Origin of the sequence: Carboxylicivirga sediminis, from assembly GCF_018156225.1 — a bacterium.
Taxonomy (GTDB): domain Bacteria; phylum Bacteroidota; class Bacteroidia; order Bacteroidales; family Marinilabiliaceae; genus Carboxylicivirga; species Carboxylicivirga sediminis.
In genome coordinates, this window is the sequence record NZ_JAGTAR010000009.1 from 18,804 (window position 1) to 37,301 (window position 18,498).

Genomic DNA, 18,498 nt, shown 5'->3' on the forward strand with positions numbered 1-18,498 from the left:
TTAAGCAGGGGTGGGTTCCCTTAGCTTAAAATAGAACTGAGCAATAGACTGACCACCCATCGTGTAAACCTTAGTCACTTTAAGCCCATCTTTGCAATACACTTGATGGGTGCTGCCATCAGGAAAAGTCAGCGTTCGTAAGCCTTCTAATGCCAATAGTTGATGAAGCCTTCCCATGCGCTGTGTAAGTACATCTAGGTTGCTGGCCTGCATCAAGCAGTTGAGCTGGATGTTTCGAGGCTGACGGTTATTGATGTCACTGATATACTTCTCTGTGGTGTCAAGGTCAATCACCGATGAGATGCTTTTATTGTCCTTACGTTTCTGAACATAGATGCCAAAATCAGCCACGAAGTTGTAGTTGTCAATCAGGAAACCATTGCCACCGGAAGCCGCGCCTAAAACACCTGGCAATAATCCATTGGTGACGGTAAATTTTGCTAATCCAATGGCTGAGTGGTGTCTTATGTCCTCTGTAAAAGTTATGCCTTTATTCAGCCTTATTTCAAGCGATATACCAAAGGAGCTTGTGAGAGTAGTAGAAGCGAGACACGTGTTTTTGAAGGCTTCAATCTTACTAGCTAAATCGGCTGCATTAGCGCCTTGGATGAACACACGAAAGGACACTTCGCGATCGGCCAATTCGATATCGTCGGCCTCAACTAATGCTTCGTAACCATCGCCCCAATCGTATTCGGTTTCACCGATGCGTTTCGGGAAATCAAACAGGCCGGTAAGGGCCAGTTCGCCAACTGAAGCAGGAGAGGGGATAGCTCCAATTGTTACCGGATTAGTCGTATTAAAATTATAAAGGGCCATAGCTTATCGTTTACCTGTGGTTGATGTATTACCGTCACGTATATCAGAGAGGATAGTTTCAATCTTCTCAAGACGGTCTGTGTTGTCAGCCGTGCGGCCTGTGTTCTCCTCAATCTCGTTGAGTATAGTGATGGTCTGCATCATCATATTGGCCTGAGTAGCTGCATTAGTCTGGTAGGAGGTAAGCAAAGCCCTGACATCAACACTCATGATGTTGAACAGACCTGCCAACATACTGCCTGTTTCTTCGGTCAGTTCGCGCTTGATGGCACCGGCCAGACCTGAACTTTCAGAACCACCTTCACCAAAAATGCTGGTGCCAAATATCTCTTTGGTCATCTGGTCAAAGGCTTCGAACTGCTCTTTTAGCTGAGAGGTGGAGTTATCCCACATCTCTTTCAATGCTTTGATTTCATCAGCCGTCAGCCCTTCTCCATCTTCCGGATTAACGGCTTCACCAAAAGCAGTGTAAAAGTCTTTAACCGCTTGCAGAACGAATTGCTTTTTGAAGCTTTCCAGCAAGGCTTCTTTCATCAAGTCTTCGAAGGTGCCTGTAAAATCCTCCATGGCTGTTTTGCCAGTCCGGAAGCCTTCGATAATGGAATCAGCAATGGCATTTTCATTGGTCTGCGTGAACTCTTCAAACAGCTTATTGCGTTGCTCAATCAGCTCGTAATACTTATCAATGAACTCCTGCAGTTGATCAAGGTTTTCGATTTTGAAACCTTTTCCTAAAAGGTCTTTAAGCGTCTCTGATAAACCAATACTTGTGAAATTTGATCCATAAAATGGATTATTAATTTCATCAAGGTGCGAAAGTATCCATTCCAGACTTTCAACATCATCAGCCAAATCAAACTTAGCTGACAAATCACCTTTTTTGAATTTTATATCGGCATCCTTCGCCAGTTGGTTGAGCTCATCAATCTGCTCCTGTATGATGTTAAGGGTTTCGGTTTCAGATTCCGTTCGTTCTGTTCCTGTTAACTCTCCCATCAAACGCAATTGACGTTCTAATTCAAGGTTTTGTAGCTGAATGATATCCAGTAAGGCCTGTGCCTTATCAGCGGCTATTTGCTGCTTCTTGGCTGAGTTATCAAACAGGCTAACTAAACTACCAACAGCGCCAACTATACCGGCTCCTGCCATCAATGGATTTTCACCCCAATTAGCAACAGCGGTTCCAATGCTGGCAGCCAGGTTGCCCATGGTGCCTAATGCACGAGACAAATTCTCATCGAAGTGCCCTGCTGTCTGTGCCATTTCTTGCAGTAATGCTCCTGAATCAGCAAGTTTATGCCCAAATTCAACCTGCTTTTCTTCTTTGAAGGCTGTGTTCATCACTTTAGCCAGCCATTCCCATTTATGAATAAGCTTATCCATTGATTTGAGCGTCTTGGTGTCAATCTCAAATTCTTTGGAAACATCAACTTTAGTAGTGGGAGCCAGCTTCTTCATGTCCTCACGAAGCAGTAAACTAATACCGGCTTTATTTGCTGCTTGTGCAATACCAATTTTCGCTTCTTCGTTATTAGAAAATAGTTGAAGTTGCCTGTTTAGGTATTCTTCATAAGACGCTCCTTGACTCAGTAGTGTGGCAAACTGCTTATCTGCAAACTTCTTCCCAAGTTGGAATTTAGCATTCTCATACTTGGCATACTCATCGTATTTAGCCTTTAAATCGTCACTGTATTTCTTGGCATCGAATTGAACCGCTGAATCATTTTCCCCTTCATCATTCGTACTTTCTTTCTTTAGGATACCTAAGGCTTTCAGGTAACCAACCAGCGCATCTTCGGCTCGTTTAGTTGCATCAGCTTCTTCGTTTTTCGCCTCTGCAATATCAAGTGAGTAATTTGCTAAGGTCATAAATTCGCCTTCCTTGATGTCAATACGAGGCTGGAAACCTTCATCTTTGAAGATCTTCTTAAAAAGGTCAGCCGTTGTAGCTATTCCACTGATTCTGCCTTCCTGTATTCCTTCGATAACCTTATCAAAGCGAGCTATCAAAACCCCTTCAAGCTCTCCTTCGATATCTGCACGATTAAATATATCACCAAGGGCCTCTTTGTATTCCTGATTGAGTTTTTTAACCTTGTCCTGAGCTGCGATAATATTATCATCACTATATTCTTGGATTAACGACTTCGCACGCGCTTCAATAACAGCTTCCTGAGCTGCTTTTACATCTTCAAGGGCCTCTTTTTCTGTAAGCAGATTCGGCAGATATTCACTGTACTTATCATTTAATTTGGAGATAGCCAGCTTATGAGCAACCGTTCCTTTTGTTACCTTATCCAGTACACTAAAATCCTTCTGGATTGAATCGCGTTCTTTAGCAAGATTTTCCTTGAACTCAGCCGATACAGATGCAGCCTTTTTACCTTCTCGGTTAAAAATCAACAAAGTTGCAACAATGGCAGCGATGCCGGCAGCAATAAGGCCATAAGGATTGGATTTGGATGCCAGGTTAAATGCAATCTGTGCATCTTTAGCTGAACGAATACCCGAAGCCAATTGTAACCAAGCTTTAGCATTCTGAGCGGCATTAACTGCCTTTTGAGCCACAGCAACGGATATTAGGGCCGTTTTATAGGTGCCGTAAGTAGCAACAATAACTTTTAAAACATCAATTATCTCTTCGTAATTCTCAACGGCATTAGTTAAGGATTTGATTGTTTTGAATATTGTACCTTCGTTGGCCTTACCAATACTATTCAACATCCGGTTCCAGGCATCTTGAAACAAGCTCACCTGACCGGTAACTGAACCCATCTGCTTATCCATCAGGTTGGCAAATCGACCGCCTTCTTCACTCATAGATATGAAAGCCGCCTCCACATCTGCAAAGCCAATTTCACCGGCCGATACCATCTCTTTAATAGCCTTTTCTGATTGCCCAAGGTTTTTAGATAGTTCAGCCACGAGAGGAACACCGGCCATATTAAAGTCACGTAATTCGCGAGATGTCAACGTAGTTTGAGTACGAACTTGTCCAAAGTTGATGATTAATCTCTCTAGGGGCACCGATAACCCTGCAGCCACGTCACCAAGCGCTTTTAATGTTGGCAGTGCTTTTTCAGCTTCCACACCAACGGCCAATAATTGCTTTGTGCCGGTGGCTACTTCGGTCAATTGAAAAGGCGTACGAGTGGCAAAGTCAACCACCTGGGCCATTAAGCGGTCAGCCTGTTCCTTGTTGCCCAACATGGTTTGAAAAGCAATGTCTAACTGCTGGAATTCACCACGAACCCGAACGATATCACTGATAAATTGCTTGGAAGAAGTAAGCGTGAAATAACCGGCCATGGCAGCACCAAGGCGACGAAACACCTTATTCATTTCTTCTCCTTCTCTTACGGCTGTTTGGCTGATTCCTTGTATAATCTGCTCTGAACGTCGAGCACCCGAAGCCAACCCTCGTGTATCTATTCCGGTAGCAAAATACAGTGCTCCTTCGCGGTTATTTAATGGCATAGCATTTTGCCATAAAATAGAAGCAATGGCTTATTTCATCTTAACTCCTGGTATTTGTGCAAGGGCACTAAAACTTGAGGATTCGGTTTTATCCTCATCCTTTTTATAGGCTTTTTTCTGCTCCTGGACCAACCAATAGTTTTCTTCAAATAGGGCATTGAGGTTTTGCCAGGTCATATTCAATACATCATCAGGTTTTAAGCTTGGGATGGCTTTGATGGCATAGAAGATGATTTGGTGGATATTAAATGGCTTTGCAGATTCTTTCGACAGGCTATTATCCCCTTGTCGTCCATCGGGCTCATCTTCTTTGTGAGGATGATAGAGTTGAGAAAAGACTTATGGTTCATCCGGAAGAGTATCGCATTTAAAAACACATGCAGATCTTCCCAGGTGAAGTTAGCCTTCAAAAAATCTTTGAACCATGCCGGATAATCATCTTTACGGTTATGGAGACCAATACAGATAACCTCAAGCAGCGTATCAGCATGCTTATGCAGTAACTCAATTGTTTTAGTATTGAGGTTAAACTTCTTATTGGCAATGATCTTATCTAAATCGCTCTTTGGAATGCTTAAACAAAGCGGGGTGAGGTGCATTACAGTGATAACTTTTAATGGCCGGATCGCTATTTCGTTGACGGCTTTTCCTTCGGGAATCATTGAGTCATCATCAATAACAAAACCATTAACGTCACCAGCTTTGAATATGAGTGGTTTTTCTGTGACAGCATCGGTTTGTTCGGCTATTAGCTTGGCAATAAACTCGGGGTTAATGAGCTTATCGAGTTCCTTTTCTTTCATTGGTTTTGAGTAAAAATAGAAGGATTTTTAAGGTGAATCGTGAGGGGGAGTGGTTGTTAATGGATTAATTTGGTGTGAATTGGTGTTTTGTATTGTTTTTTTTTGCAAATTTGACAAACTAAATCCAATAACCTAACGATTTATGGTAATCAATGGAAGTTGTAAGTTTATCCATGTTTTGCATAAAATCGTCAATATTTTGAACCAAATCAGCTAATTTTGACACAAAACCCTAGACAAAATCATCGTTTTGTTCGTATATTATTGTTAGTCGTTGTATCGATATGTTGTATACAAAGTGGTTTGTATTGTCAACAAAATAGCACCAACAGTGTTGTTGTTGATAATGACAGTATTGAAATTAGTATTCTCAAAAAGGATATTGAGAAGTTAAAATTAGATCTGTATGTTCATGAATTTACGCTTGAATCAAACCGTGATTATATAGATAGTATTAATGGGACTACCGGGCATTTGATAGACTCATTTGGCATAATAATTGGGTTTGGAACACTTTTATTAACCATTCTTGGTGTTGCTGGCTATCGTACTGTGAGAAGATTAGCTTACGAATTTGTTACGAAATCTGTCATTAAAAGGGTTGAAAACAGGATTACAGAGCTTGACGATAAGGTAGGAAGATATGATGGAACTATTGAAATTTTGGAGGAGCTAGTATACACTGAAGGAGATCGATATGGGACGATGCCTCATGACTTATCGAAACCAAGTGAAGATTGTTCCGTAGAAAACTCAAATAATGACCTAGTTTCAGAAGAGCAGAGTAAGTTGGATGCTGAAAAGGAGAAGTTGGAAAAGGAGCAGAGTAAGTTGGAAGCTGAAAAGGAGAAGCTGAAAGCTGAGAAGAAGAAATTATCTCAGGAAAAGAGAAGGGTGACTCTGGATAAAAAGAAGTTGGAAGCTGAGAAATTAAAACTATCAGAAGAACAGAAAGATTCTAAAAAATAATTGATATGTGCAAATCAAGCATTAAAAGAATAAATCAAAGGATCCGCAATTTGGAAGCGGGTATTAATGATTTTGCAATGCTGGAAAACTTCATCAAAGGAGTAAATAGGCATTCTGAGACAGCCATAAAGCATGTATTCAAGGGTAAATATGCTTCATGGGAACAATATGTTTATGATAGAGATCGCGATCTAAGTAACCAAAGAAACGTGTATAAGCACAATGTATACGCCGGAAGGATTGTGGCTTATGGTATTTCTGTTCTAGTAAGACGAAATATAGTTGCAAGAAGGGCGGAAATGATGAGGCATAATAAAGGAGGAGGATTCATGCCTCAGGCTGATTCCAAGTTAAGTCCGCTAACATATTAAACAAAAGGCTGTTTCGTTGTGAAACAGCCTTTTTTCTAACTCAAACCTAATCTATGAAGAAAACAAACCCACTTTAACCTTCGGCACCAGATTCGATAATCATCCAATCGGTCAAGTTTCCTGCTCCGTCATCCGGTTGAAGCACTTTACACTTCAATTGCCAGCCTCGAACATCATTCTTGGTGATTGTTCCAGGAACAGAGTATAAGATTTTCGTTTTGGGCAATGACACAATCACATCTTCACCATCGGCATTTTTGCCAGCAAATTCAATTGCCTTCAATACAGAGCCAACGCCTGCACCAATAGTGATTTTTTCGCGATTACCGGCACTGGCAGCCGTATAGGTTCCACCAATCAGTGGTGCCAATTGCTGCGCTTCCGCTCCGATAATCTCAAGCGTCAGATCCACTTCGCGTGAACCTTCTGATGACGCAAAAGGAGTGTCAGACTCCTCGATGTTGATATCGGTCACTTCCGGCTCACCAATGTTCAAACTGGCCGAGCCTTCTTTAATACCGGCTAACGCAGCAAGCGATGTTTGCATGGTTCCATTGGCCATGACATCACCGGTTTTAAAAGAAGCAATCTTTGCAAAATTCACTTTAGCCATAATATAATAATTAAGCTGTTATCACTAAGTTAAACCGCGTGGTAAGGATATCGTAATCCTTATCATGCGTAGTATCGAGTTCAGAAAATGACTTTTCAATATCAAATAGATAGCCTGGTTGTTCACCGTTTTCAATCAGTTGAAAAATAGCTTCGCGCAACGTATACATGTCGCGATCAATCATGCCGGTGCTATTCTTTTTAAAATAGATGTTGATGTTTAAGGGAATAAGATTAACAAATTGTCCAAAGCTGTCTTTAGCATTAACTACGAAGTATTTATCAGGCTTATCCTTGATAGGAGCCTTGTCTTTATAGCCCTTCTCACCACACGATTTAATCCAATCGTAAACAATATCAACAGCGTGTTCACTTGTCATTATTAGTATTTTAATATCTTAACCATCAACTCTTTCAAATACGTTTGGGTAGAGAATACGGCATTGGTTAATACATCTTTATTCTCCATGTTTTCGACATAAACGGCGTAATCCATACCGGCTACAATGATGAGTACTAATCCAAAATGGTGTTGTTTGGCCACTTCATTAGCCAGGCGTTTAGCTTCGGATAATCCTTTTTCCTGATCAGTTCCGACACCTGCTTTCTGGAAGTTCTCTACCTTGATAGAGCCACTGTCGGCCACTGCATAGCCAATTGAGCTTCTTAAGTTTCCAGTGTGGTCGATATACCTTCCTTCTGTTCTGGCAATACGGACGCCATGCTCACCAGCCTGTACAAAAATGTCATAAAAACGTTGCTTTGTTTCCTTCTGAAACTTATCGATGAAGCGGCTCACATCATTATTTGAATACAATGGCTGTAACATATCACTTCAGATAAATAATGGAATATGTTTGCCAAGCCTCCCACTTCACAACATTGTATTTTTGGCCGTCAAAGGTCACGCTCACTGCATCAGAGATAGGCTTTACTTTGGTGAATACACATAACGAAACCTCAACACTGTCACCACCTTCTTTTAATACTACTTTAGGTATTGAAAGCGGCTCAAATCGACCTTTTATAGTGGCTTTAACAGTATCCTGCTTCTGCAGTTGGCCATCCACCTCTTTAAAAGAAGGCGATTCGATTGTGATTGTATGAGGGAAGCGCTTTACCATGAGTCGGTGCCGTCAGTGATGTTGGTTTGCTTTACACCAGCTTTTTCGAGGTATTCTTCCACACGAGCCATTAAAGCCGCACGTGAAATCTTCTCACTCACTTTTCCGTCGGAGAAATCGGGTAAAGATGCCGCATGTTTGGATAAGTCAGCAACAGCAAGGCAAAACTCGTTTGTTTCACCTGAATAAGTAGCCGTGGCCTGAAGGCCACGGTCTACTAATATTTTATTCACCAATACCTCATCGAGGTTATCGATACCAGGAAAAGAATATATGGCTTCAAAATTTGTCATTTTCTGAACTCGTTAAGAGATTATGCGCGTTTATTCGCAGTATCAACAATCAACATACTATTCACCACGTTAGGTGTTAAGAATGCATTCAATTCATATTCCATGATGCGTTCGTCTTCACCTTGAGTGTATTTGAACAGTACATTGTCAGATTTCGAATAAGTCTTGTTATTCTTCTTATCTGGCAAGCGCTCTTCAACAGCATATGAGTGCCATGCATCGCCAAACATATCATCAGCATGTAATGTAAACACGTCGTCCTTGAAAGGATAAACCAAAGTGCCGTCGTAAATCTGAACTCCATATTCAATCAACTCAACGATAGGCAATCCAAGAGCCGCAAACTGAGCATTGATCATTTCAAGGGTAATAATGTTTTGTGGCGTATTGGTGTAAGTCTTATTTCCAGACTTAAACGACATATTAAACGTACCGGCAATCTCAGAAGATGCAATCATCTTATTGAAGGTCACGCGACTCATCTTAATCTTAGAGTATTGCTTACCTTTCGCTTTTTGCTCTTCAAGAATTGTGCGGATGTCGGTGATAGGCTTATGATCTGCATATAAAGTAGACCAAGCTTTTGTAATCACCTTGTCTTTAGTCACACCAAAATCAACGGTGAACTGAACTCCATTTGGGTTATCACTTGCGTCAACCGTTGCAGTACCATTTGACATGATTTGACCAGACCAAATATCCAAACGCTTGTGAGGAGCAAGCATTAACGCCTGAATATCCGGAAAGAGGTGATTCATAACTGCGTCGCCATTGACAACACCGCGCTTAATCGCATCTTCCAAATCCAACATATCACGCATCTCTTTGTGACCAAGCTGAAAACCATCTTTCATGGAAGCAACGCTTCCGGTGAATGGCTGCAAGTTTTGCCTTTCACGCCTTGGAGCACGAGCACCTTCGGCTACAACAGTACCGGCATATACACGAGCCGACTTCGCAAGGATTCCTTCAAAAGTCAACGTTGGAGTGTACTTCCATCGGAACCACTTTTTCCATTGAACACCGTCCAATTTCTCAGAAACCTTGTCTAAGTAAGCTTGAAACGGTTTTGCTTTTCCAAAAATATCATCTATAACCATTATTCAAACATTTAAAAATTAGACAAATAAGAATCTGTCGCCCAACGAAGTCTTGTTAAGCGCATGAACAGCATAAGGCAATTTCGATTCGATGATTTCGAAAATACGAGCGGCCAGGTTAATAGCATTGTGCTCTTCTAATTTCTGATCGTGAATCAAAACAGTGTTAGCCACATTCTTTTCAGCAGCTACATCAGCGCCTTCAGCAGAAGATTCGAAGAAAACAACATCGTCCGCAGCAGTAAGAGCCACACCAAGAGTTGTTCCAAGAGTAATCACATCATATGCAGCGTTTGAAGTATCAACTGCAGTAATGGCATAAGCAGCACCACCTTTTGTTGCAGCAAAGTACTCCCCAACTTTGAATTGATGATTCTTACCAACCTGGTAATCTGTTGCCGCATTTGTAGCATTAGCATGAAGCTTTGCAGTCTTCACTAATTTGGCCGTTTTATTGGCGTAATCAGCGGCAAACAAAGCTCCTTTTTCCAACATATCAACCCCATCCTTCAGGACGGACCGGTCGAATGTAAAACCACCAGTCAGTTTATAGACCGATTCTTCGGGCCATAATTCCTTTTTGATGGGATCGGGATTTTTAATTACAAATTGCATCTCAATGTCCGTTTTAGTTAAACATTAATTGATTTCAAGCCTATGACGGAGACCAAGTTTTAATAGACTCGGTGGTTGTCTCCTCGGTAGCACTGCCACCAGACGGCTTGTAGTCACCACTTTCAATCAGTTCAGCCTTAATGCCTTTTTGCAACGTGTCGTAGCTGTTGTAAGCTGCTTCCACTGATGCATTCAAGTCTTCGGCTTCCAGATCCACCTGTTTGGCGTAGGTGTCAAGAAACTTGTCGGGCACCCCTTTTTCTTTCAGTTGTGCTTTGACGGTTTCTAGGGCTTGAGCGCTCTTTTGCGACTTAGTTATTGACTCCTGAGTAGTAGCCATTTGGTCTACTTTCTCTATCAATCCCTTAGCCCAATCAGGAACGTTCTTATCATCACCAGGCTTTGGGGGCGTCGGTGATTCAATGGGTTTACCGTTCTCATCCAGGTTGTGCTTTTCGCGCCAAGCCTTTAAGCCGTCATTCACCCTGCGATCGCCTTCTGTTTGAGCGAACTGAGCCGAGAACTTTAAACTGGAAATGACCCCATCAGTCAAGACGGTTTCGATTTGTGCCTCCTCGGTAATGGTTTTGCTAAAGTCGGCAGCAACCCCTTCCAAAAACGTTGTCGGAACCCCGCTTAATTTACCCTTGAGGAAGTCAAGAATTTTTTGTTTCATACTTCAAAAATTTGTTTGTTATCCGATTGATTCGGTAATCGTCTGTGAAAAAATAGAAGCACGAAATCTCAGTGACTAGATATGTTAAATTGAAGAAAAAAGGAGAGGAGGGAGTTTTTCGCGTACGCGTTTGTATACAACTTCCCTTTCTATTTCCCTTTCTATTTCCCGAAGGGTTACCCAATGGTTCGAAAGGGTTTCGAACGGTTTCGAATGGTTCGAAAGGGTTTCTTAATATACAGATATACAACGTATTATAAAATATCTAATTTTTAACATATTCATAACAACACCGTTAGAAATGACTAACCAACTTTAAACAAAATGAGTCTTAAAAAACTGATTTAATCCTTTGAAATGGTTCGAAAGGATTTCGAATGGTTCGAAAGGGTTTCAAACCGTTTGAAAATATGTTGTAAAACATGTTTTTAAGGGGTGTAAAAAGAGTGTTGTGTTTAACAGAATGTCATTAAATCAGGTCTCATTAGCATATTTCTTATAACTAAAGATACCTGGCTTAATTCCTTCACGACGCATAATTGAGCGTAAAGCATTTAGCTCCTCCATTCTGTTTGATTTTTGACGAACAGCGTCAACTATGACAGATATTTTACCTTTGCCATCTGCATACAGTAGGCCCCATTTATCTGGCAACTCTTCGGGCTTTATTAGCCCTTCAGGACATAAGTAACTTCTGTGGTCACCCATTCCCCAGGCAGGAAATCTACGCCATTGTTTTTTCTTATCTGAAAGAAAGTCGGAGCGAGATACCTTTACTTCGATTAGTTGGGTTGAATTGTTTGAATAGCCGAATGCATCCGGGCATTCTCCAATCTTTTCGAGTTCACAAACAACGTGTGTGCATTTGCTGAATTTTACAATCCCTTGATTCTTTAGATATCTGGCAGCTTTTAAGCAGAGTTCGCGGTGAGTGAATTGTTTCATGGTCGGTTTCTCTTAAAATAGAAAAGCCAACTGAATGTATTAATTAATGCTCAAGAAATAATTTCCATGTACCTAATCCAACGGTTATGATTAGTGTTATAGCTGCGACAGGTCCTTTGTTGTAGTCAAGGATACGCCAACATATAAACCGACTGATAATTACTAGTAGTTTAATAACCAATATCAATAACATTAATGTGAATGTTATTAAAATTGATATCAGAAAAATAAGCGAAGCAGGATATAGTCCGGTGACTATGAAAAGCCATGTGCTCCAATCGGAACCCATATTTTCTCCAATATAATCAGAGGTTAATAGAACAATTAATGAAACAGTTAAAATAATAATTGATTTCAAGAAAAACTTAATTGGATGGACATCCTTTACTAACCATTTAGACAAAGGATATCCATAAAGGAAAACAGGAATTCCGGCAACGATAATAAGGAATAAGGCAAAAATTAAGTCTGATGAAGAATAGGCAACGCCTGAAAATACACGTGTGATTTCAAGAATTAGCACCGTGATTAACAATAACACAACTATAACAATTGCTAATAAAAACTTCTTATTTATTAATTTTTCCAGCCACTTAATTGGCTTTGTATATTCTAATCTCAAGACCAGTGTTTCAACTGCTGATTCGATAATCTTCTTTTGTTGTGGTTTTAAAAGCAAATCAAAAACCTTTACTAATTGAGCTATAATGCCCACTATAAAAGCCAAGTTAATTGCTATATCAGGTATAAAATCCATATATCTAAATTATCAATAACATACAATAATGTCAATAAAAGAAAAGCCCCCTTTCGGAGGCTAATCATGGGCAACATGCAAACAAGTAAAAGAGGAAAAGAACCAGAGCAATATTTTTTAATGTAATACTATCGGAAGTGTGTTGTGCTTTCTACAAAATAGAAGTGCTTCTTTTTTGTGTTGCATCTTTATATGCTGCATGATTTCTTCTTCGGTGGCGTAACGTAGACAAGTAACCCCATAACCATTAATTGAATCTACCTGCCGATAGTTACCTTTGTACTCAATCTTCCTGGTTGTAATAACTTTCACCTCATCTCTGTATCCATAGGTGATTGTCTTGTATTTACCATCCTTGTCTAGATATGGAACATCAGGTCTGAATACAGCTAAAGGCCTGCTTAAATCAATATCCTTAAGCGACTTAAAAGGAGAACTCAAATACAATTCTTTTGCTCTGATATGGTAAGGGTCAATTTGATAAGCCAGCGATCCACACCGGTGTTCTTTCAATGCCTTATATAAAAATTCTCTTTCGCCCCATCTTCGATTGGCCCAGGTGAGCATTGCCTCTCTGATTCTATTGACTGTGTTTCCTTTATCTAAGGCTGATTTGATTATATCATTATGCTTAACTCGCCACCTCTCAAAAAAGAGTGTGTATTTAAGCCACCAGAATAGATTCTTAATATTGAATACAAACAGCTCAAAGCCTTTTATATCAGTGCCTCTTTTCCTCATCACTACAGCTTATAAAATGGGTTGCGAATGAATATTTCAGTCAGTATCTCATTAGCCCTCGAAAAAACACCTTCCTTCATTTCATATCGGTTTGATATCGAATAGTCGAACTCATCACGTCTCATCGTGAACTTACCTTCGTCACGCTTCACACGTTCCTCATCGGCATGCTTGGTTCGCGCTTCTTCTGCTCTCCATATTCGAAGGGAAATAATGTTGTAGTCACTACCAAAGGTCTGCTTCAGGTACTTCAAACCATGCTCGTCAATTACGTAGGTGTTGATTTGCTCAATATCCTTTTTAAGACAGCAATAACGATAATCACCAAACTTTGTGAAGGCCAACATATCGTCCTGCTCATAAGTGTCAAATTCCTCATCCGAAACAAACGTATGGCCTTTTTCATCTTCATGACGCGGTGGGCGTGTCGTCCGGCTTTCAATCATCTTAATCCCATACTTCTCTTCCATGTGTTCGGCCAGCATCGTTTTTCCGGAACCGCTTTCACCAACGATGCCAATAATAACCGGCTTGCACATGTTCTGAATCATGGCATAGATATCGATCCATTTGGGCAAACCGTTGATATTACGATCGTCGATGTACACATCAGCGCCAATCTTACGACACTCGTAATACTTTTTGATATTGGCCGGTGAATTCTCATTAAAGTGATGGTAGTTAATACCATGTTGTTCGAGCCACCTTTCGGCCTGGTGTTGATAAACGCCTTCTCTCAAGCTGTTAATGATGATCGTATGGCCTTCATCATACAGCTTATTGATAACGTCTTTGGCATACTCCTGAGGTTGTCCAATCTTGGGCCACTGTGCATAGGTGCAAACAGTGCCGTCAAAGTCGATGGCGATGGTTAGCTTTTTCATTTCTTCAATCGTGGAGGGTTCGACAATAGGTCATCAGGCTTTTTCGTGGTCATCAAGATTGGCTGCATCGGTTGAGCAAATGATAACTGTACATGCCAAAGCTTTTTGGTTTTCACAATCTCCTCAATCTCTTCGTCGGAAAGTTCAAAGCATGTGATAATATGACATTCCGGCTTATCAATTCGGATGCATGCCGGCAAGGTTTCGTACTCTTCTTGCTTCTCAGCAATACGCGAGTTCACTTCTTCAAATTCAAGTGCTTTCATAGTTGATTTGTTATTGATTCATAGTAAAATAGAACCGTCAACACCAACTTTTTTGAATCAGCTTAACTCCCAATACTTTCGATAACTCTGTAACATATTGCTGAACTGTGGGTGCGATATCATCGCTTTTTCTCTTTTCCGGCTCAATATTGTTTAGTATTTCAGCCAGCCGGAGCCGTTCTTTATTGAGTAAGTCGAAAGCGAAATTAGTCACCGGCTTACGTCCTTTGCCAACACGTCGAGCCTCATCATACAGCGAATTTTTAAGGCTTTTGAGGTTGGCTTTGTTTGCTAATTCTTTGAGATAGTATTCGGGGTAGGTCATTAATTAAAAAGTGTGGTGAACTTCTTACTGTGTTTATTAAACAAAATCAACTGTCGCTTACCTTGCGCCGATATGAGAGCAGAACAAAAAGCCCAGGAAGTTAAGCCTTCGTTATAGCCGTGCTCCATCTTACAGGCTAAACCAACCTGGTAGGAGCCACCTTTGATTGATGGAGTGTGCGAATGTGCAATAAGTGTTTTAAATGGTAGTTTTGAATAAGATGTAATAGACCCTTTTGAGCCATTAGCACCAACATGGCCATGTTGCATATAAACCCCCTTATATTCTAGAATATCATTAATGCCAAGGCCAATGACGTTTTCAAACCGCTTATTTATAATCGAGGGTATTAATCCTTTGAAGTTTTCATCCTCTTGGCCCTTAAGCAGCGTGTGTAATAATTCAGCCATAATTAGTGCATTTTCTGAAACACTTGAGAAATCAGTTTTTCGAATCGTTCGATCAAGCATATCATCATGATTTGAGCGGATGACATAGGTTTCTTTTACATTTAGACTAAACCAGGTTAACTCATCAATCATGGCTTTTAACTCCTCCTTGATATTGCTTTTACCTTCAATGTAGTTCCTAAAACGATCCACAACATCCTTATGATGTACATTGGCTGAGGATGAATCAAAGATGTCATTTAGTGCAACATGTTTAATGCGAAATTGCTTGATTATTTGTCGATGTTGACGTGTAATTTCTTTATCAATCTGTGCTAAATGGGAATCACCCATAAATAACCAAGGGATATCTACCTGACTTATTTCGCTATTACTTACGTGTAGATTAAACAAGGTAAATGAACCATCTTTTTCGGCCGAAACATTATGTGTATATACGATATCTTCGTTTTCGATATCAACAAAAACAAAACCATACGAATGGTGTGCGGCAGCAACGCCACCCGCTACTGTATCTGACATGTTTATATCACTAACGGTGCCGGTTGAATGTAAATACACGTTTTGCATCTGAGGGAAGACAGGCAAAGAGCGGAGTTCGATACGCGGAGCACCAACAATTACAGATTTGCCACCACCTATTAACTCAATACGACTGGTGGGAATTGCAGTTGTGGCTTGTATTTTCAAATCACCGGCAACTACAAGGTTTTTATGTAATTCGATTTTTTGAGCATATAGATAATTGTCTAAACGCTGATCCCAGTCATAGTGCATTTTTGCCTCTACCGCCGTAGGATTCTTATATCGCGTTGGAATCACTATAATTTCAGCTTTAACATGTTTAGCAAGTGCTTTTATGTTGTCAAGGAATTCAATATTAGTGGTAGTGTCGTTCTGTGCAGACGTCACTATATAACGGTTTGTTTTAAACAAATGTCGGTGTTTTGCTTTAGCAAACTGTTTATTCTTCACCTCAACGCCCATTTCAGACATCCAGCCTTGAACCTCTTTTTTGGATATTTGATACTTCTGAGAAATGATATCCACTTTTTGTTGATGAAGCAAACTTTGGTTGCTGATTATCTTACTTACTTCTCGTTTATCAATAATGGATGATGTGGTTGCTTGATGGGAGGTTTTTAGCGTTTGTTGTTCACGATCTGTGAGTATAATCGCCAGCTTACGCGCCTGGCTTTGTGTTAGATTAAAATGCTTTTGCAGTGCGACTCTACCTCTTCGTGGTAACTTGAGAGCCTCTTGAATAAGGTCTTCGGTTATCATACTGTTGTTTAGAGGAAAATAGAATTTTGTTAACTTTGGGGAAACCTCATAATCATGAAGAAAAACAATGAAAAGCTTTTAGAAAAACTAAGGAAGCGTTATAGGCTTGCTATTTTTAACGAATCTACTTACGAGGAAATCTTTGGTATGCATTTGTCAAGACTTAATGTTTACTTGATAATCGGAGTAAGTCTGTCCGTTTATACTACTATGATAATAGTCTTAATTGCTTTTACTCCATTAAGGAATTATTTGCCAGATGCACAGTCAAAAGAAATGGATAGTGGAATGATGATTATATTCTATGGTGTGCTTTTAACAATGGCTATAGCCTTAATTTTTGTTGCCTCATCTAATAACTACACTTCAGTATTAAAAAAGAAGAAGAAATCTAACAAAATAAGACATTTATTTAAGCTTCAAGATAGGTTTCAGGAACTAATAAAAAAAAGGAAAAGAGCCGCTAATGCATATTTAGTCATTGGAATATTAATTTCAATTGGAGCCCTCTCAGTATTGGGATTTACATTGTTTTTTCAGGAATTAAACGATAAAGAGTTGTCAAATTATTATATACCTAGGATATCCTTCGCCTTTTTTGTTCAAACGATTTCATTTTTCTTTCTCCGATTATACTTAAACTTATTAAAAGAAGCTAAGTTCTTTGAAGATGAACTTACCTCATTGCAATATAAAATTGCAGCCTATAAGTTATCCACAAATAACCAAGATGTTATACCCGATTTAATTAAGTCATATACTAATGTTGAGAGAAATAATTCTTCATTGGTTATCAAGGATGAAGTCAATGGTATAGATATAAATACGCTTCTAGCGGAGCTATTAAAAAACAAATCGTAATGTGTAAGATTTATTTCTTCTTTTTGGAGCACCCTACAGAATGTATGGCGGTGTTTATTTCTATACTGGCGTTGATAACTACGATTATTTTTAATGTTAGGGATCACAAGCATAAGAGATTGTCTGTAAGGCCATTTATGTCTATATCCACTATTAATGAGGTTGATAATATAATTGAAGTGTATTTGTATAATGGAGGAACAGGACCAGCTATTTTAGAAGAAATAGAATACACGATTAATGATAAATCATTTACAGATTTTGAATACCTAATCGAAGATTGTTTTGAGCACTACAATTGGGTGGAATATCTCAAGTACACAAATGAATACTACCTTCGATCTGTTGAGAGTTATTCTGCTTGTAGTGGCGATAAACTGGTTTTATTCAAAGGGGATTATAAAGAACTTAATGATCATAAATTCGAAGTGTTTCTTCGGTTTATATATTCAGTAAGCGTAAAAGTTGTTTACTCAGATATTTACGACAAGCAATATGTTTTCGAAACCAATAAAAAAAGCAATAACAAATGAATGATTCAATATGGTGTGGGATATACTGCTTCATAAGAGACAATGCCGCCATATTGGTTGCTTTTATGAGTTTTGTGGTGTCTGTTCTAGCATTAAGGTATACCGTTCGAGCTGGTAAAAAGGAGCAAGAACATAAGGAACTGTCGGTGAAACCATTTATTTGTCTATTAAAAAAGCCACAACCTACAGGTGAATTTCAATGCATTATAGAAAATAATGGAATTGGTCCCGCAATTATAAAAAGGGTAATATACTATTGGTTAGATGAAGAGTTTGATAGTTGTGAGAAGTTTTGGGATGCCTTTATTCATTTTGTAAGAGGTAAGGTAAGTATTGGTTTTAGAAATGTTGCTCGTTCAGTTATCAATAAAGATGTTGTACTGAAAGAAGGTGCCAATATGAATATAGTGAAAGGTGAACTAATTTGCTCTAATAAGGCTGAATTTAAGACGTTTATCAATTTCTTTAATGGAATTAGAATTCGCGTTGAGTTTCAGGATTTGTATGGCAATGAATTTTTATTTGATACATCTAAGAAGATAATCAATGAACAAATTTGTAAAAAAGACTAAAGAGTTACTTTAGTATATGGATTGCTTATTTACATTTCACATACAATAGAGTTGTTCTATC

24 protein-coding genes are annotated in these 18,498 nt (G+C 39.4%); 5 read left to right on the top strand and 19 right to left on the bottom strand.

Annotation, left to right across the window (positions count from 1 at the left end; genetic code table 11):
* From KDU71_RS07400 to KDU71_RS07415, 4 genes are read right to left on the bottom strand one after another with little or no spacing between them, the layout of a single operon-like run.
* Nucleotides 1-819, bottom strand: a complete 819-nt coding sequence (locus KDU71_RS07400; protein WP_212189288.1) for a hypothetical protein — start codon at nucleotides 817-819, stop codon at nucleotides 1-3.
* A gap of 3 nt (nucleotides 820-822) precedes the next feature.
* On the bottom strand, nucleotides 823-4,296 hold the full coding sequence (locus KDU71_RS07405) for a tape measure protein (protein ID WP_212189289.1): 3,474 nt from the start codon (nucleotides 4,294-4,296) through the stop codon (nucleotides 823-825).
* Between the two features lie 30 nt (nucleotides 4,297-4,326).
* Nucleotides 4,327-4,473 carry a hypothetical protein gene (locus KDU71_RS07410; protein WP_212189290.1) on the bottom strand — a complete coding sequence of 49 codons (147 nt, stop codon included), beginning with the start codon at nucleotides 4,471-4,473 and terminating at the stop codon, nucleotides 4,327-4,329.
* A gap of 20 nt (nucleotides 4,474-4,493) precedes the next feature.
* On the bottom strand, nucleotides 4,494-5,099 hold the full coding sequence (locus tag KDU71_RS07415) for a hypothetical protein (protein ID WP_212189291.1): 606 nt from the start codon (nucleotides 5,097-5,099) through the stop codon (nucleotides 4,494-4,496).
* A gap of 303 nt (nucleotides 5,100-5,402) precedes the next feature.
* Here KDU71_RS07415 and KDU71_RS07420 point away from each other — a divergent pair, with 303 nt between their 5' ends.
* The gene (locus KDU71_RS07420) at nucleotides 5,403-6,068 is read left to right on the top strand and encodes a hypothetical protein (RefSeq protein WP_212189292.1); all 666 of its coding nucleotides are present in this window, start codon (nucleotides 5,403-5,405) and stop codon (nucleotides 6,066-6,068) included.
* Nucleotides 6,069-6,073: 5 nt separating this feature from the next.
* Nucleotides 6,074-6,439 carry a hypothetical protein gene (locus KDU71_RS07425; RefSeq protein ID WP_212189293.1) on the top strand — a complete coding sequence of 122 codons (366 nt, stop codon included), beginning with the start codon at nucleotides 6,074-6,076 and terminating at the stop codon, nucleotides 6,437-6,439.
* 73 nt (nucleotides 6,440-6,512) lie between these two features.
* On the opposite strand, the gene KDU71_RS07430 is transcribed toward KDU71_RS07425, so the two are convergent.
* The 15 genes from KDU71_RS07430 to KDU71_RS07500 form a co-directional block, all read right to left on the bottom strand.
* Nucleotides 6,513-7,052: a hypothetical protein gene (locus KDU71_RS07430; protein ID WP_212189294.1), complete on the bottom strand. Its 540-nt coding sequence runs from the start codon at nucleotides 7,050-7,052 to the stop codon at nucleotides 6,513-6,515.
* A 10-nt stretch (nucleotides 7,053-7,062) separates the two neighbouring features.
* Nucleotides 7,063-7,431: a hypothetical protein gene (locus tag KDU71_RS07435; RefSeq protein WP_212189295.1), complete on the bottom strand. Its 369-nt coding sequence runs from the start codon at nucleotides 7,429-7,431 to the stop codon at nucleotides 7,063-7,065.
* Between the two features lie 2 nt (nucleotides 7,432-7,433).
* A complete protein-coding gene (locus tag KDU71_RS07440) occupies nucleotides 7,434-7,880 on the bottom strand; it encodes a hypothetical protein (protein ID WP_212189296.1) in 447 nt (148 codons plus the stop codon).
* Nucleotide 7,881: 1 nt separating this feature from the next.
* Nucleotides 7,882-8,175 (bottom strand): hypothetical protein, encoded by a 294-nt coding sequence (locus tag KDU71_RS07445; RefSeq protein WP_212189297.1) that lies wholly within the window; start codon nucleotides 8,173-8,175, stop codon nucleotides 7,882-7,884.
* Nucleotides 8,169-8,468 carry a hypothetical protein gene (locus KDU71_RS07450; protein ID WP_212189298.1) on the bottom strand — a complete coding sequence of 100 codons (300 nt, stop codon included), beginning with the start codon at nucleotides 8,466-8,468 and terminating at the stop codon, nucleotides 8,169-8,171. Before KDU71_RS07450 ends, KDU71_RS07445 begins: the two co-directional genes overlap by 7 nt.
* A gap of 20 nt (nucleotides 8,469-8,488) precedes the next feature.
* The gene (locus tag KDU71_RS07455) at nucleotides 8,489-9,499 is read right to left on the bottom strand and encodes a major capsid protein (RefSeq protein ID WP_212189299.1); all 1,011 of its coding nucleotides are present in this window, start codon (nucleotides 9,497-9,499) and stop codon (nucleotides 8,489-8,491) included.
* Between the two features lie 87 nt (nucleotides 9,500-9,586).
* The gene (locus tag KDU71_RS07460) at nucleotides 9,587-10,183 is read right to left on the bottom strand and encodes a hypothetical protein (protein WP_212189300.1); all 597 of its coding nucleotides are present in this window, start codon (nucleotides 10,181-10,183) and stop codon (nucleotides 9,587-9,589) included.
* A gap of 40 nt (nucleotides 10,184-10,223) precedes the next feature.
* Nucleotides 10,224-10,799, bottom strand: a complete 576-nt coding sequence (locus KDU71_RS07465; RefSeq protein WP_212189301.1) for a hypothetical protein — start codon at nucleotides 10,797-10,799, stop codon at nucleotides 10,224-10,226.
* 534 nt (nucleotides 10,800-11,333) lie between these two features.
* The gene (locus KDU71_RS07470; protein ID WP_212189302.1) at nucleotides 11,334-11,804 is read right to left on the bottom strand and encodes a hypothetical protein; all 471 of its coding nucleotides are present in this window, start codon (nucleotides 11,802-11,804) and stop codon (nucleotides 11,334-11,336) included.
* Nucleotides 11,805-11,847: 43 nt separating this feature from the next.
* Nucleotides 11,848-12,561 carry a hypothetical protein gene (locus KDU71_RS07475; RefSeq protein WP_212189303.1) on the bottom strand — a complete coding sequence of 238 codons (714 nt, stop codon included), beginning with the start codon at nucleotides 12,559-12,561 and terminating at the stop codon, nucleotides 11,848-11,850.
* Nucleotides 12,562-12,678: 117 nt separating this feature from the next.
* Nucleotides 12,679-13,302, bottom strand: coding sequence for a hypothetical protein (locus KDU71_RS07480; protein ID WP_212189304.1), 624 nt, complete (start codon nucleotides 13,300-13,302; stop codon nucleotides 12,679-12,681).
* 2 nt (nucleotides 13,303-13,304) lie between these two features.
* Nucleotides 13,305-14,186 (bottom strand): hypothetical protein, encoded by an 882-nt coding sequence (locus KDU71_RS07485; RefSeq protein WP_212189305.1) that lies wholly within the window; start codon nucleotides 14,184-14,186, stop codon nucleotides 13,305-13,307.
* On the bottom strand, nucleotides 14,183-14,452 hold the full coding sequence (locus tag KDU71_RS07490; RefSeq protein ID WP_212189306.1) for a P-loop NTPase family protein: 270 nt from the start codon (nucleotides 14,450-14,452) through the stop codon (nucleotides 14,183-14,185). The genes KDU71_RS07485 and KDU71_RS07490 overlap by 4 nt, the downstream gene beginning before the upstream one ends.
* Nucleotides 14,453-14,489: 37 nt before the next feature.
* Nucleotides 14,490-14,777: a hypothetical protein gene (locus KDU71_RS07495; RefSeq protein ID WP_212189307.1), complete on the bottom strand. Its 288-nt coding sequence runs from the start codon at nucleotides 14,775-14,777 to the stop codon at nucleotides 14,490-14,492.
* Complete coding sequence (locus KDU71_RS07500; RefSeq protein ID WP_212189308.1) at nucleotides 14,777-16,471, bottom strand: hypothetical protein; 1,695 nt, start codon at nucleotides 16,469-16,471, stop codon at nucleotides 14,777-14,779. Before KDU71_RS07500 ends, KDU71_RS07495 begins: the two co-directional genes overlap by 1 nt.
* Nucleotides 16,472-16,525: 54 nt before the next feature.
* Here KDU71_RS07500 and KDU71_RS07505 point away from each other — a divergent pair, with 54 nt between their 5' ends.
* Genes KDU71_RS07505 through KDU71_RS07515 form a run of 3 tightly spaced genes read left to right on the top strand, consistent with a single transcriptional unit; the run spans nucleotide 16,526 to nucleotide 18,437 of the window.
* A complete protein-coding gene (locus KDU71_RS07505) occupies nucleotides 16,526-17,332 on the top strand; it encodes a hypothetical protein (protein ID WP_212189309.1) in 807 nt (268 codons plus the stop codon).
* A complete protein-coding gene (locus KDU71_RS07510) occupies nucleotides 17,332-17,865 on the top strand; it encodes a hypothetical protein (RefSeq protein ID WP_212189310.1) in 534 nt (177 codons plus the stop codon). The genes KDU71_RS07505 and KDU71_RS07510 overlap by 1 nt, the downstream gene beginning before the upstream one ends.
* Nucleotides 17,862-18,437 (top strand): hypothetical protein, encoded by a 576-nt coding sequence (locus tag KDU71_RS07515; RefSeq protein WP_212189311.1) that lies wholly within the window; start codon nucleotides 17,862-17,864, stop codon nucleotides 18,435-18,437. The genes KDU71_RS07510 and KDU71_RS07515 overlap by 4 nt, the downstream gene beginning before the upstream one ends.
* Nucleotides 18,438-18,498 lie beyond the last annotated feature (61 nt).